The sequence below is a fragment of the Hanstruepera flava genome, from assembly GCF_023634025.1.
In the GTDB taxonomy this organism is placed as follows: Bacteria; Bacteroidota; Bacteroidia; order Flavobacteriales; family Flavobacteriaceae; genus Hanstruepera; species Hanstruepera flava.
In genome coordinates, this window is sequence record NZ_JALJCW010000001.1 from 934,417 (window position 1) to 950,841 (window position 16,425).

The following is a 16,425-nucleotide window of genomic DNA, read 5'->3' on the forward strand; positions in this document are numbered from 1 at the left end:
TATCTTTGAGATAAGCTGAATTAATTAATAGTCAGATAATTGCTATGGGAAACAACAGGATCAAGTTACTTTGGTTTTGGATTATCGTGTTGATTTTGAACACGACCTTTGGTTATGCTCAGCTTTCTGATTTTAATTTTGAAGTTACTGCAACCCCTGAAACCTGTATTGGAAATGGAGCTTTAAATATGTCTGTTTCTAACACAGAACCTGGAGCCACAATACTGTATCAACTATTTTTGCTTCCAGATTTGGATAACCCTATTTCTGAAACGTCTGCAAATTCATTTATAAATTTATTGTCTGGTGACTATCGTGTAGTTGCCATTCAAATTTTAAATGGTGAGGAGAATTCAGAATTTGTAGATATAAGTGTTGAAGATTTAACCACAGAATTAGATTTTGATATATCCCATGAAAGTGTTGCCAATTGTGATTTAACTTCAACAATAACAGTTAATGTATTGGAAGGCAATGCCGTATCTTATGAAATTATTTCCGGACCTGTAACTGTCCCTCCCCAAGAATCTAATGAATTTAACAATGTACCTCAAGGCACCTATATTATTCGCGTTTTTGATGAATGTGGTAATGCCGTTTCAAAGTCGTACACCATGTTTTTATCAGCTAATGATATTCAGGTGTTTCCTACACAAACCCCAGACATACTAGACGCTTGTGATACTATTACAATAACCAATTTTATTGGTTCTCCATCTGGAGCACCTCTATCTTATCCTTTAGTTGTTACCTATACCATAACTCCTCCAAATGGTGGCCCTGCACAAACTATAGTTGTAAATGTACCTAGCGAAGCTGCCGAAGGATTTGATATTAGCCAAACCATTCCTTTGTTTGGTAATGATATTTTTGATATTTCAATTTCAGTTACTGATGCTTGTGACAATACATTTGAAACCAGCAATACCATAGACCCAAACCCTTTTGTTGAAATTGTAGCAACACCTGCAAATTGTGGACAAATTTTTTCGGTTAACGTTCGCAGGTTTAATCCACCCTTTACCTTAAATTTTACAGAATCGCCAGCTGATTTTAATCCTTCTGATTTTAATAGTGATTATCCAGGTCCTTATTCTAGTTCTCCTGTTAATTTTGGGTTACCTACAACAGAGGTTCCTACTGGAAATTATACAGTTAGCGTTACCGATTCATGTGGCAGAACCAGCGAAGCTTCATTAGAAATAACAGATCCTGATATTGAACCTGTTGTTGATGCTGGTAACAATGGTTGCGAATCTAACTTTGGATATGCAAATATTACCATTCCTGATAGAATTATTGAATATGCCGAGATAACCGTAGCACCTAGCAACTATCCTAATAGCTTACCAGACGAAGTTACCAATTTTGTAACTAATGGCTTTCTAAATCTTACAGATCTACCCGTTGGAGCATACACTATTTTTTTAATTGATGATTGTGGTGATGAGTACACTTTTGATTTTAATGTACCCGAATTTGTATTTAAAGATTTACGAATTTTCACAACCAAGAATTGTTTAACCGAAACAGGCTCTTTACGAATAGATAGTGACAATGGCGACATTACTTCAGTAGTAATTACATCTGCTCCTGGGGAATACGAAAATAGCTTACCAGATGATGTTAGTGAAAATATTAGAAGTCAGGGATTTTATTATCAGAACTATTTACCTATTGGAAATTACACTATAAACCTAACTGACGAGTGTGGTTTTAACTATACCGTTAATGTGGATGTTTTTGATTATAATCCTACTCCATTTGCTTATAGTATTAACCGTAATTGCGGCTCATTCGATTTAACAATCGATGATTCTGACGATTCTGTAACAACAATTACATATTGGTTTCAAAAATTTTACCCCAGCTCTAATTCTTGGGGACATCCATTAACAGGTTCCTTATATACAGAAGGCGAAACCCCTAACAGTACTAATTCCATTGAAATGCAAAACATGGAAACCTTATTCAATATATTTGAAACAGGAGAGTTTCGTGTTATAAAAGCCTTTCAAGCATACAATAGCAATACCACAGAATACTGTTTAGATATTATGACGTCTTTTGAAGTTACATCTCAACTTGTAATCTCAGGAATTTACAATTTAAATTGTGACGGCGGGACTGGTCCTTCTGATATAATTTTAGATGTAATTGGAGTAGAACCTTATAATTTTAGTATTACCTCTCCTTTCTTTTTAGATAATGGCAACAACAATGTTTTTACAGGATTACCTTTTGGAACCTATGAAATTCGTGTAGAAGATTCTTGTGGCAGTATTGAAACGGCAACTGTTAATTTAGAAAATTTACTTCCTTTAGTTCGTGTAAATACACCTGATAGCATGTTATCATGTCGAGATGATGGCATAGAAACAGATGCTTTTAATCTTACAGATCAAAACGGTCAAATTTTAGGCAACCAAGACCCTAATGACTACACCATTACCTACCATATAAGTCCACAGGATGCTAATACAGGAGACAATCCGCTACCTGAACCGTACACAAACGTTTCTAATCCGCAAACTATTTATGCCAGAGTTGTCCATAATAGCTTAAATGTATGTTTTGGCTCAACTTCATTTCAAATATTTATAGGAACTTCCCCTGAACTATCTGACGACGAAACCCTATTTATATGTGCAAATGATACTCTTGTACTTTCTGCCGATTCAGGATATACACAATATGAATGGTCTACAGGCGAAACAACACCTTCAATTGTAGTTAATGAGCCTGGCACTTATACAGTAACAGTTAGCAATGAATATGACGACTTAACCTGTACTTCAACACAAACATTTACCGTAATATCTTCAGACATCGCCACAATAGATAATATTGAAATAGAAGATTGGACTTATAATGACAATAGCATTACCGTTTCGGCTAGTGGTATTGGCAATTATGTATATTCCATTGATGGTGTTAACTATCAAGAAAGCAATGCGTTTTTTAACTTAGAACCAGGAGAATATATGGTTTATATTATGGATTTAAATGGTTGCGGAATAGTTTCCAAAACTGTCTTTATTTTAAATTATCCTAAATTTTTTACCCCAAATAATGATGGCGACAATGATGTTTGGCGCATTCAGTATTCTGATTTTGAACCAGGCATTCTTATAAATATTTTTGATAGATACGGAAAGTTCATCACAAATTTAGATTATAACGATTATGGATGGGATGGCACACTTAATGGGTTTCCTATGCCTACAAATGACTATTGGTTTACGGTTACTAGAGCTAATGGTGTAATATACAAAGGACATTTTACGTTAAAACGCTAATAATCTAGAAAGGTTTATTTCTTTATTCGACATACTCGAAAATAGAATTTATTTTAATCTAATTCCTAATATTTTGTAATTTGGAACTTTAAAACAAACACCTTTATGACGGATAACATAATAGAGAAAACAGAAGCATTTGTTTTTGATTTATTTAAAAACGAATTAGCACCAACATTTCTCTATCACAATTTAACACACACAAAACGTGTATTAAAAAGCCTGAACGAGCTTATAGAGCATTCAAATTTAAAAGACTCTGAAATTAAAGCGTTACGTTTAGCTGCTTTGCTACATGATACTGGATATACAAAAGGCCATATTAATCATGAAGAGGAAAGTGTGAAAATTGCTACAGAATTTCTGCAAAAAGAAGGCGTATCGGAGAGCGTTATTTCACAAGTGTCAAATTGTATAATGGCAACAAAATTTGATGAAGAACCTAAGAACACTTTAAGTAAGATAATTCGTGATGCAGATTCTTCTCATTTTGGAAAAGACTATTTTGATGAAGCTAGTGAGTTTTTAAGAAAAGAACTTGAATTGCATAATATTAATACTTTTTCACCTAATGCTTGGTTAAAAGAAAATATAGAAGTACTATCTAAAAAACATAAGTTTTATACTGACTATGCGCTCAAAAACTGGGAGCCCATTAAAGCTAAAAATTTGGCTAAACTCATTAAAAGAAGAAAAAAGAACAAAAAGAAAATTAATATTGAAAAATTAAAAGCAAAATATAAAGCTCAATATCGAAGTGAGAATCCAGATCGTGGTATTCAAACCTTTTACCGTGTGGCCTTAAGAAACCATATTAAATTAAGTGATATTGCTGACACAAAAGCCAATATTTTATTATCTGTTAATGCCATTATCATTTCATTGGTTTTATCAAACCTGATATCTAAACTAGACAATCCATCAAATGCCTATCTTATAATACCTACAATAATATTTTTGGTTTTTAGTGTAATTGCCATAGTGTTATCTATTGTTGCAACACGGCCAAATGTAACTCGAGGTGAGTTTACTAAAGAAGATGTTGAACAACGACGAGTAAATCTTACTTTTTTTGGGAATTTTCATAAAATGAAATTAGAAGAGTTTGAGTGGGCAATTGATGAACTATTAAAAGATAAGAATTATGTTTATAGCTCACTAACCAAAGACCTTTATTTTCTTGGCAAAGTATTGGACAGAAAGTATCGCATATTAAGATTAACCTATACCGTATTTATGGTGGGTATAATAATATCTGTAATTGCCTTTGGAATTGCGTTTTTCTTTTCTGGCATTTAGGATTTAATCGTTTCCATTAAATCATCATAGGTATAGTAGCTCTTGTCTGTTTTCCCTTTTGAATACAAAATGCTTACGCGAATTGCTTTAAGACCGGTAACCGCCTGAAGATCTTGAAGCTCAACTATTTCAATATCTGTATCAAGCATTTGCTTTGATTGTAAAAACTTGATGTAACGTAAATATTCTATTTCATCTTGTTTATGCGAATACACAATAGTGATTTTCCCTTTTTGAGTAACGCGCTTTTTAGTGCCCTTAATAAAGGCTTTATCTACACGTTTTTTTACTATTTCGTAGCGCGCATTATAAGTTCCATCCACATCAAATTGTTTTTCATCCATTCTAAAACTAATAGACATTGGCCTGTTAAATACCAAAATCATGGAAGCAACATCCAACGAAACCGGTAAGTTATGTCGCATTTGGTAATAAGCATTCTCCATTTCGCACATGGCCTGAAGCTGCCATAATCTTAAATTATAAAGATAAATTTCGTTAAATGTATCTTCTTTGGTAATAGATTGTCCAATGTACATGTTATGCTCAACACCATCGGTTTTAAAGCGCTCAAAAAAGTGTGGATACATCAACTGTGCGTCTGTTTGTTTTTCATCTAATAACGAAGCCATTTTTTCGTTAATACTTGTTATGGTATTATCAAAATCTTTACGATGCTCATAAACTTCGTTCATACTACGATCAATATGCAAATAGTAATTACTTATAGCCAATTGAACCGTTTCCTGTTCTTTTAAATGATCTAATAGTGGATTTATATCCTGATTAAAGAAGTTTAGAATTATTTGTTCGCTATCAACCTGAAAATTTTGTTCCAGCTTTAATGAATACTCGTCAATCTGATAAATAAACTGATCATAAATTGGCAATTGTTCCAATTCCCTTGCTTTTTCTAAAACTACTTTAGCCAATTTTAACTGCTCTAACAAATCTAATTTAGTGGCTTCATTTCTAGCATCAGAAGAACCTTGTATATCTATTTGTCCATATAATGGGTAGACGTTATGAAAACTAATTTTCTTAAATACAGCCTTTTCGCCATTCAATTCATTTTTAATAAATCGCTTAGCTTCTTCTTCAAATCTCCAAAGTACACTTTCATGAATTGAGGTACACTCCTTTTGAATAATGGCTTTAATTAAATTGTCCTCTTCATCTTTTGAACGCTCAACAGCTGCCACAATGTATGGCATAACATCAACCAATTTATTAGCATTAATGCTATTTAACACTTTTGGCTGATGGGAAACAAGTTCTAAAATTCCCATTAACCCATTCTCATTAGCTATTGGTGCAAAAATGGCACTTTTGATATTTTGGTCACGAAGTGATTTGATTTGTGGCGCCTCTCCTTTGGTTCTTTTATCAATTTTTTCAACATCGGATATTGCCAAAAACTGTTTTTCTTTCAGAAGTTTGTTGTAAGACAATCTACATAACGCATTTTTACATGAAGCACTATCGCTTTCATTCAAAAGATAGCTTGTCATTCCAGCACCATAAACCCGTTCAAATATGTTTTCTCGAGCATTATAAACCGAAAATCCTACCTTGAGATCTTTAAGACCCAAAAGCGATCTGAAAATCTCATGAAAGTCAACCATGAAATTTTCATCGTTTCGTTTATCTTGACCTATTAGTGTGGACTTAATATTTGAAATAGATTGATCATCAGTAACATCAAAAATATTAGAAATCACAAAGCCTTTGAAAGTATAACTACCAGGTGGAAACTTTTCTTTCCACAAATCAATGTTTTCAAAATTATCCAATAGTTCATAATAGTCATCTTCTGTAATAATCGGCGCTTTTTCATCTTTAATGATTTCTATGAAATCGGCATTATATAAAATTTTATAATACCTCAATACACCATTACTGTCAGGTATCTCATAATAAAGAGGGCGTTTAAAATTTAGGGTGTAACCATAGCTAAAATTCAAAATAGCCGTACATGCAAAAATATACAAATCGTTTTCTGGCATATTTTTCATTTTCAAGTCAAAACCTTTACCAGCTATTTCAATAATTTTTTTAAATCGTTCTGAAGAATTGAATACTACGTCATGAAAGGGAATAGATGCCGTTTTAATCTCATTAAGCGTGAGTAATGGACTGAAGGCATCCTTAAGAATAACTTCTATTTCAGATTCATATTTTTTTAGAAGAGAGATATCTGAAAATCCATCACGAAGTATAGGGTTTTCTTCAACCAAGCTTAAAACGCGTTTGGCTTGAGAAGCAAAGATTTCATTCTCACTTTTGGCAAGATCTTCATACTGCTTTAAATACTTATCAAAACTGACAAGAAATTTAAAAGGAGCTTCATTAATGGTGTTGATATCACTCATAAGGTTACAATTATTGGTACAAATTTACAAATAATTACATTGGTCGTGATTTTATAATATTTCTAACATGAGTTATCAATTAAAAAAGCCTTAACAATTGTTAAGGCTTAAAATACATTATGGATGTACTGTAAATTACTTTACTAACAACTTATAAGCCCAAGGCTCTAATTCTATTTTTGAATTTGCATCAACTTCAGAATTGCTCATATAATCTGTATAGATTCCTTCTTGTGCTAAATTAATTTCTAGTTTCTCGTTTGAAAAATTTCCGATATAAATCAATTCGTTTCCATCTTTCGTTCTTTTAAAAGTTAGAACTTTCTCATTACCAGAATTAATTCTTTCATAATCAGCTGGATTCTTCCCACCGTGCAACGCAGGATTGGTATTCTTAAGCTTTCCTAATTTCTCCAAAACAGGCCATACTTTACCTTTAGTTTTTGGGATTTGATCTTTTTCAAAGAATTTTAACTGATGACTTAAATCATACTCCTGCCCAGAATAGATTAAAGGCATACCTGGTATAGCATAACTCAATGCTAAAACTGATTCGGAAGCATCACCGTAACGATCGGTAACAATACCATTCCATGAGTTTTCGTCATGGTTGGTTACAAAATTCATGATGATATCATCTTTTTCATAAGCTGTATTAATATAGCTTATTAAGCTATCAAATTCTCTAACTGGCTTATGTCCTTTTGTAATGTCTTTCATTAGGTGGTGGAACTTCCAGCCATATTCCATTTCAAACAAATCGGAACCTTTCATGAACTTTGGATCATCATTTTCACCTAACATAAATACATTACGCTCTGCTCTTAACTTGGCAATTGCACGTTGCCAGAAATCAACAGGAGTTGGCTCAATGTGGTCGCATCTAAAACCATCTACTTTTTCTTCTTTTACCCAATACATCATATCCTCTATCATTTTATTTTGCATATCCATATTGGTATAATCCAATTGAGCAACATCGCCCCAGCCTTTTGAAGTACCATCTGGGTTTAATGGATCTGTGATTTCTCCTTTATCATTTTTTACATAGTACTCTGGATGATCTGTTATCCAAACATGGTCCCAGCCTGTGTGATTAGGTACCCAATCTAAAATTACATAAATACCATTATCATGAGCCGTTTTAACAAGTTCTCTAAAATCCTCAATGGTTCCAAACTCTGGATTCACTTTTGTGTAATCACTCACAGCGTAATAACTTCCAAGCATTTTGGCGCGTTCCGCTTCATCTTCAATTTTATAGGCAAAATCGCCACCTGTTGCTTTTCGCTTGGTTTCAGAAATTGGATTGATAGGCATAAGCCATATAATTTTCACTCCTAAATCCCTTAATTGTGGGATGTCTTTGGTGAACTCATCAAAAGTTCCTGCTTCAGAATACTGACGTATATTAGCTTCATAAATTACTGCTGATTCTAAAATATCATCGTTTATTGGTTGAATTTCAGATGGTGTTTCAACTGTAACTTCTTCTTCCATTTGGGTTTCTTTTTCTTTTTTACAAGAAACCAAACTTAAAATCGTTATTAAGAAAATCGCTGTCTTTTTCATAGTTAGTTTTTAAAATTAATTTTTACTTCTGCCTCTTTTGCTGTATTCCAGCTCACTGGAATAGTTACTTGTTTAGTATTTATATTAAAATCGTATTGGCTTTTTTTGCCATTTATTTTTACGTTTTTAGGCTCACGTTCTATATTGTGAACAATAAGGTTAACCTCTTTTGTATTCGTTGAATAATTAGTTCCTGTTTCGGCTTCAAATTCTATTTCTAAACAGTTACTTTCCATTTCTGCCTCAAATTCAAGTAACTCAAACATACCTTTTTCAAATGCATTTGGTGTTAATCCATCATCGTTATAAACTTGTCGCTCACTTTCTGTTACTGATGCATCATGGTAATAATGCAATTGGAAAGTATTGAGGTTATAGTCATCTGTTGTTTGAACCAGATTTGCCATTGGTATAAAGGCACCTGCTCTTACAAAAGTTGGGATTGACGAAATAGTAGTAGCAACAGTTTTAGTTTGCCCGCCTTCAACTTTTGTGTCGGTATAAAAATCAAACCACACATTATCTTTTGGAAAATACGCCTGTTTTTCTGTGACTTCCGGATTTACTATAGGTGTAACTAAAAAATCGTTACCCCAAAAATAGGTTTGAGCATTCACTAACTGACTTTCATTTTCAGGTTCTTCAAAAAACAATGGCCGCATGAAAGGTGTCCCTTTTTGATTGTTTTCAAAAGCTAATGAATAGTTGTATGGTAATAACCTATATCTTAATTCTATAGCTTGTTTAGCTAATTGCTTTGTTTTTTCTTCTCTAAAAACAGGCTCGCTTGGCACTTCTTCTTGAGCATGAGGTCTGTAAATTGGCTGAAAAACGCCATACTGTAGCCAACGCGTGTAGAGTTCATCGTCTAAATTGGCACCAGCAAATCCGCCTAAATCAGAATGCATATAAGCAAGGCCTTGCATAGCCATTTGCATGGCAATTTCGGTTTGGCTTTGTAAACCGCCCCAAGTTCTATTGACATCACCAGACCACGGAATCAACCCAAAACGTTGTGAACCTGATGAACCTGAACGCATTAAAATAAATGGTCTTTGGTTTGGGAAATCGTTTTTATAGCCTTCATAAACTAATTTAGCCCAATCGTGACCATAAGTATTATGAACCTCATCGGCAGTTCCTGTTGCATGTTGTACCCAAGTAGGGTGTACTTCTGGTTCGCCTAAATCGCCCCAAATGCCTTTCACACCCATTTCTGCAAGTTCTTTATAAATGTTCCAAAACCACTTTTTACCTTCTGGTTTATACACATCTATTAAGCCTGTATTGCCAAAATAAAAATCATATCGAGCAGGATTGCCAACGGAATCTTTTGCTAAAACACTTTTCGCTACGGCATCGTCCCAACGTTTAGAAGTGGTTAGTACAAATGGTTCAGTTACCAATACAGTTTTTACACCTTTGTCCTCCAACTCTTTTATCATTTGTTTCGGATTTGGAAAAGAGTCTCTATAAAACTCTAAATTCCCCATATGACCTTGAATATCCTTTCCAAACCAATATATATCTATTATAACTGCATCAACCGGAATGGCCTCCTCTTTAAATTTGCCAATTGTTTCTTCAACTTCTTTTTGGGAATGATAGCCAAAACGGCTTGAAAAATTGCCAAAAACCCAACGTGGTGGTAATGGCTGTTTTCCAGTTAAATCAGTGTAATTATGAATTAAATCAAACCATGAATCTCCAGCGATAACTTGATAGGTTTTTCTACCAGAAATGGTTTGATAAGTTAATGTATTGTCTTGGTTACTATCCAAATCCAAATAGCCTATTGGCGCATTGTCAAAATGTAACATGTATTGATTTGAAGAGATTGCAATTGGCATGGTGTAATTCATCAATTCACTTTCGGTTTCGTAACCATAGTGTGCCTTATTGTATAGTTGTAGTCTGTGTCCACGTCTATTCATTCCTAAAGCTCTCGCACCACCACCATATAGTATTTCATCATCGGTTAATTCAAAGTCAAGGTTTTCAAAATCATCCGTTTTGTAATAGCCATTTTTTTCTTCAGTCAGCTTTTCGCCTTTATACCAATAGGAAATATTGAACGGTTTTTTGTTGACTTTTACAGTAAAATCTTCTGTTTTAAAAATGACTTGATTATCATCTTCAGAAAAATCTACAACCTTGACTGTATTGTTTAAAACAACTGCATGAGAATTAGGATTGTGTTTTTCACCATTAGGAAGAAAAGTAGTTTCTACAATTTTTGGTGAGTAAAATTTAGTGATATATTTCCCGTCTGAAACCACAATTTGCAACTCATTATTTTTAGTAATTGTAGCACTTAAGAAGTCTCTTTCTTTAAGTTTTTCTGAAAACAGCCACGAAATGGTTTCTTCAAAATTTTCTCGCCAAAGAGTTTCGTTATGCTTTCCTTCTGGAACAACTTTAGATTTTATGTTTTCTGATGGAAAGCCATTTTCTGTTAGAACTGAAACCATATGGTTCATATCTTTAACCGTCTGGCTTATCTCATCGAAACGCACATTTTCTCCTTCTTTACCACCAGCCAAAAAGTACATTTTGGTGTCTTGAAGATTTGCATTCTCTTGTGAAAAGTCATTTACTTGTGGCGCAAACCAAAATGCTGGTGAGTATACCCCAATTTTGCCAAAAACTTCAGGATACTTTAATGCCGCATAATGGGAAATCAAGCCACCCATAGAGCTTCCGATAATTGCTGTGCTTTCTTTGCCTTTTAGGGTATTGTAATTGCTATCGATGTAAGGTTTTAATGTATAAACCAAAAATTCTAAATAGGCATCGCCTTCGCCACCACCATACTTTTCATTTACCCAAGGCGAATATTCATCTAAACGCTTATCCTTTCCGTTGTCAACACCTACGACAATGAGTTTTAACTGTTTCTCTTTAAAAAGTTTATTTAATGTTTCGTCTACTTCCCATTCGTTTGAAAAAGAGGATGTTTTTTTATCGAACAAATTTTCTCCATCGTGCATATACACCACAGGATAAGACTCTTTTGATGAGTGATAATCTGGAGGCAAATACACCCAAACACGTCGTGTTCTGTTTAGTTGAGGAATTTGAAAATCTTCAGATAAAACACTAACATTTTTTGCTGTAGTTGAAGGAGTTTCAGTTTTAAAATTGTTAGTCCAACCTGCTATTTTAACTTTTACAGTGTCATTAGGAACTTCAAAATTGTGGGTGCGGTTTTCCACACTTAAACCATTGGCATCAGACTCTACGGAATCCCATGAACCTTGAGTAAATTTGAATAAAATTAAATTTTCTGCCTTTGGAAGTGTAATAGAATACACGCCATCTTTTTCTTGGAGTTTATAGCTTTCATTGCCACCTGACCAACCTTCAAAGTTTCCAGAAGTATATATCCCTTTTTCGGCATCATGAATTTCTGGTAATTCATCAATCACAAAAGTAACTTGTGCATTTACTGCTTGAAATAGAAAGAAAAATAGTATGTATTTAATTTGCTTCATTTGAATTTACTTCTCACTTTTTATATCAATTTTTAAGACTTCTCGACTGCGCTCGAAGTGACATGTTATTTTGTTTTTGTGGTTAATAGTGTTGCGCCTTTTCTGTTTAACGTTATAGCATCTTTCCAAAGGATTTTTTCACCTGTTACAATGTTCTTTAATTCTTTCCCATCAAGACCTATTTCCGCATAACGTTTTAAATCTATTGTTATAGGTTCTTCGTTTTTATTTAAAATTAGAACAACGGTTTCTCCATCAATTACCCTAAATAAAAAGTACGTTCCCAAAAATGGTGCAAAGTGAACAGTTTTTCCTTCGTGAATGGCTTTGCTGTTTTTTCTGTAATTAAGTACTGTACTTAAAAAAGACTGCATGTCTTTTTGCTCATTGGTTAAGCCATCTCCTGTAAATGCATTGATTGTATCGCCTTGCCAGCCACCAGGAAAATCGGTTCTAATTAGCCCATGATCACCTGGTTTTTCAAAATCGTTCATGAGAATTTCCGTTCCATAATAAATTTGTGGAATACGTGGTAAGGTTAATACTGTAGCCAAAGCCATTTTAGTATTTGGTATATTACCATTTAGTTGCGTGAATATCCGACTCATATCATGATTATCTGGAAATATCATGATGTCTTTTGGTGAGACATAATGGAAGTCGTTTGCCAACCCTTCATAAATTTTGACCAAACCTTCATCCCAAGATTCATTTTTATTTAAAGCATCTACAATATTTTTTTGCATAGCAAAATCCATAGGTGATTTTAAATTAGAATCGTATCCATCTTTATTTTTAGCACCTTCTTGCCAATAACCAATTAGCAATGGGTTTAGGCTCCATTCTTCGCCAACTATTGAAAAATTAGGATACTCATTCATGATAGCGCCAGCCCAATCACTCATAAACTCTTTATCAGGATATGGATATGTATCTTGACGTATTCCATCTAAATTAGCAGTTTCTACCCACCAAATACTATTTTGAATAAGGTATTTTGCCATAAAAGGATTACGCTGATTTAAGTCAGGCATTGTTGGTACAAACCAACCTTCGCTCATGTATTTTTTATCATATTTAGACGCATAGCTATCTTGATTAGTGGTTCTTCGATGATTAGAATTTGTGAAATATTGGCTCATTCTCTCTCTATCATAATCGCCATTTTCTTTTCGCATTTCCTCTAAAGGAACAGGTAAGCTTTCGTATGTTTCCTGTAAATTTAACCAATCGCTAAAAGGTAAATCTTTCATCCACCAATGATAGACTCCACAGTGGTTAGCCACTTGATCCATAATCAATTTTATTCCTTTTTCTTTACCTTTTTGAGAAAGTTCGAGGTATTCTTCCATGGTTCCAAAACGTGGGTCAATTTCATAGAAATTGGTCATAGCATATCCATGATAAGAAGCTTCATACATATCATTGGTAAGCAATGGACAAGGCCAAATAGCTGTAAAGCCCATCTCTGAAATGTAATCGAGATTATTGGTAATACCTTGTATGTCGCCACCATGTCTGGCGTAATCATCTGCTCTGTCGATTCTTTTTTCGTTTAGGCTTTCAAATGTGTCATTTTCTGGATTTGCATTAGCAAAACGGTCTGGTGTAATTAAATAGATAGCATCTGAACTGTTAAAGCCAACATAATCCTCTGGTTTTTTAGCTCTACTTTTTAACTCGTAGGTGTGTTTAAGTTCTTCTCCGTTTTCTAATTTAAAAACAATATCAAATTTTCCAGATTCTGTAGTCTCTGATATTGTGAGGTCTATAAATAAATAGTTTGGACTATCTGCTTTATGTACTTTATTGATTGTAACTCCAGAATAAGACATTTCTGGCGAAGTCGCTCCAATACCTTCATGATGAACTAATAACTGTAACTCGTTATTCTTCATCCCAACCCACCAATTTGGTGGTTCTACATAGGCTAATTTTTCGTTTGAAACAACTACGTTTTCTTCCAGCTGAAAAGTCTCTTGTTTTTCTTGTTTACAAGTAAAAAAACTAACGGCGAGCAAAAGAATAAATATGGCTTTTACAACTTTCATAACTTATATAGTTACAGAATTATTTGGTGTTATAGTTACCGGATTGTTATTTACTAAAATTTTCAAATCTGTACTTCCGTCTATTTCAAAATGGGTCTCATTTTGACACACATTAACTTTTATTATTTGATTTCTAAAGTTAATTTTAAAGGAATAGGCATCCCACTGTTTTGGAATCTTAGGCTCAAAAGACAAGGTATTGTTCTTTACACGCATACCTCCAAACCCTTCAACGATACTCATCCAAGTTCCTGCCATAGAAGTGATATGTAGTCCTTCTTCAACCTCGTGATTATAATCGTCTAAATCTAATCTTGAGGTACGCAAATAAAATGTATAGGCCTGGTCCATACGATCCAATTTAGCCGCTTGAATACTATGTACGCAAGGAGACAACGAACTTTCATGAACTGTAAAAGGTTCGTAAAAATCGAAATGTGCTTCAAGTTCTTCAATTGAAAAATGATCTTCAAAGAAGTAAAAACCTTGCAGAACATCGGCTTGTTTTATATAAGGAGAACGTAAAATACGATCCCAAGACCATTTCTGATTAATTGGACGTTGTGAACTATCTAAATCTGAAACAGTAATTAATTCTTTATCTAAAAATCCATCCTGCTGAAGGTACACTTTATGCTGGTCGGAATATGGAAAATACATATTATCTGAAACATCATTCCATTCTTTTATTTCTGCTTTAGATAATTGGGTCTTGTTCATTATTCGCGTATAGTCGGTAGAAAACTCCGATTCTATTTTTTGAATATTTTCAATAGCATACTCAATACACCATTTTGCAATGTAATTGGTGTACCAATTATTGTTAATGTTATTTTCATATTCATTAGGTCCTGTTACACCTAAAATAACATATTGGTTTTTTTGTTTTGAAAAGTTAGCACGCTGATACCAAAATCGTGCAATTCCAATCAAGACCTCCAAACCTTTTTCAGGAATATAACTATAGTCGTTTGTATAACGATGATAATTATAAATAGCATAGGCAATAGCACCATTTCTGTGAATTTCCTCAAAGGTAATTTCCCATTCATTATGACATTCTTCGCCATTCATGGTTACCATTGGGTATAACGCTGCACCATTTTTAAAACCTAATTTTTTAGCATTTTCAATAGCTTTTTCAAGGTGATTGTATCTATACTCTAACAAAGCCCTAGCTACTTTTTGATCTTTTGTAGCCATGTAAAATGGTATACAATATGCTTCAGTATCCCAATAGGTACTTCCTCCATATTTTTCTCCAGTAAAACCTTTTGGACCAATATTTAGTCTCGAATCTTTTCCTAGGTAGGTTTGGTTTAGTTGAAAAATATTAAACCGGATACCTTGCTGAGCTTTCACGTCGCCTTCAATTGTTATATCGGCTAAATTCCAGATATTTTGCCATGCTTCTTTCTGGTTTTCCAATAAGCCTTGAAAACCTAAATCTACAGCCTTACCTAAAACCGATTTTGCGGCTGTAATGAGTTGGTCTTTATCATGATTTCTATCCACTGTATAACCACCAAACTTATGGATGCTATATGTTTCCCCTTGTTCAACATCATGCTCATAACTAAATAAAGCGCTATTGGCATCTGCTTTTATAAAAGGCTCGATAATTATTAATTTATCATTAATAAAAAGCTTGGACTCCATGAATGTACATGTGTTAAAATGTGTTTTCATGGTCTTAGCATTGATAAAGGCTTGATGATTTTGATGACTTACTTTAATTGTGTCCCAAAACTTATCTTCCCAATTGGTGTCTTCATTACGAATGTCAGCATTAATATATGGCTGAAACATAATTTTGCCATCGCCATTAACCAATGTAACTTGATAATTAATGGCTCCTATTTCATCTAAATCTAGACTTAAAAAACGCTTGGATTCTACTTTGGCTATAAGGCCATTTTTTAAAGTAGCAGTAAAACTTCTGGAGAGCCAGCCTTCTTTCATATTTAACTCGCGTCTAAAATCCTGAACTTTTTTACAAGTAAATAAATCAAGTTTTTCTCCATTAATAATAACGTTTATGCCAATCCAACTTGGTGCATTCAAAACTTTAGCAAAGTACTCTGGGTATCCGTTTTTCCACCAACCTACTCGTGTTTTATCAGGATAATAAACACCTGCTATATAACTACCCTGAAAGGTGGCTCCAGAATAATGCTCTTCAAAATTTGCACGTTGTCCCATGGCTCCGTTACCAATACTAAAAATACTTTCGGAAGCTTTAACATGTTCAGGATTGAAGCCTTCTTCTATTATTGACCACTCGTCTGGTTTTATATAATCTAAATTCATTCTATTTTTTTATAAGAAGGTTTCTATT

At 33.8% G+C, this 16,425-nt stretch carries 7 protein-coding genes; 2 read left to right on the forward strand and 5 right to left on the reverse strand.

The features are described from left to right. Window positions 1–44: 44 nt before the first annotated feature. Window positions 45–3,299: a T9SS type B sorting domain-containing protein gene (locus MTX13_RS04500; RefSeq protein ID WP_250433187.1), complete on the forward strand. Its 3,255-nt coding sequence runs from the start codon at window positions 45–47 to the stop codon at window positions 3,297–3,299. 105 nt (window positions 3,300–3,404) lie between these two features. After that, the gene (locus MTX13_RS04505) at window positions 3,405–4,598 is read left to right on the forward strand and encodes a Pycsar system effector family protein (protein ID WP_250433188.1); all 1,194 of its coding nucleotides are present in this window, start codon (window positions 3,405–3,407) and stop codon (window positions 4,596–4,598) included. Here MTX13_RS04505 and MTX13_RS04510 read toward each other — a convergent pair. From MTX13_RS04510 to MTX13_RS04530, 5 genes are all read right to left on the reverse strand, one after another. Continuing rightward, the gene (locus MTX13_RS04510; RefSeq protein WP_250433189.1) at window positions 4,595–6,970 is read right to left on the reverse strand and encodes a GAF domain-containing protein; all 2,376 of its coding nucleotides are present in this window, start codon (window positions 6,968–6,970) and stop codon (window positions 4,595–4,597) included. The genes MTX13_RS04505 and MTX13_RS04510 overlap by 4 nt on opposite strands. A 135-nt stretch (window positions 6,971–7,105) precedes the next feature. Further along, window positions 7,106–8,542: an alpha-amylase family glycosyl hydrolase gene (locus MTX13_RS04515; RefSeq protein WP_250433190.1), complete on the reverse strand. Its 1,437-nt coding sequence runs from the start codon at window positions 8,540–8,542 to the stop codon at window positions 7,106–7,108. A 2-nt stretch (window positions 8,543–8,544) separates the two neighbouring features. Next, window positions 8,545–12,036 carry a TIM-barrel domain-containing protein gene (locus MTX13_RS04520; RefSeq protein ID WP_250433191.1) on the reverse strand — a complete coding sequence of 1,164 codons (3,492 nt, stop codon included), beginning with the start codon at window positions 12,034–12,036 and terminating at the stop codon, window positions 8,545–8,547. A 65-nt stretch (window positions 12,037–12,101) separates the two neighbouring features. Continuing rightward, window positions 12,102–14,087: a glycoside hydrolase family 13 protein gene (locus MTX13_RS04525; protein WP_250433192.1), complete on the reverse strand. Its 1,986-nt coding sequence runs from the start codon at window positions 14,085–14,087 to the stop codon at window positions 12,102–12,104. Window positions 14,088–14,090: 3 nt separating this feature from the next. Further along, window positions 14,091–16,397 carry a glycoside hydrolase family 65 protein gene (locus MTX13_RS04530; RefSeq protein WP_250433193.1) on the reverse strand — a complete coding sequence of 769 codons (2,307 nt, stop codon included), beginning with the start codon at window positions 16,395–16,397 and terminating at the stop codon, window positions 14,091–14,093. Window positions 16,398–16,425 lie beyond the last annotated feature (28 nt).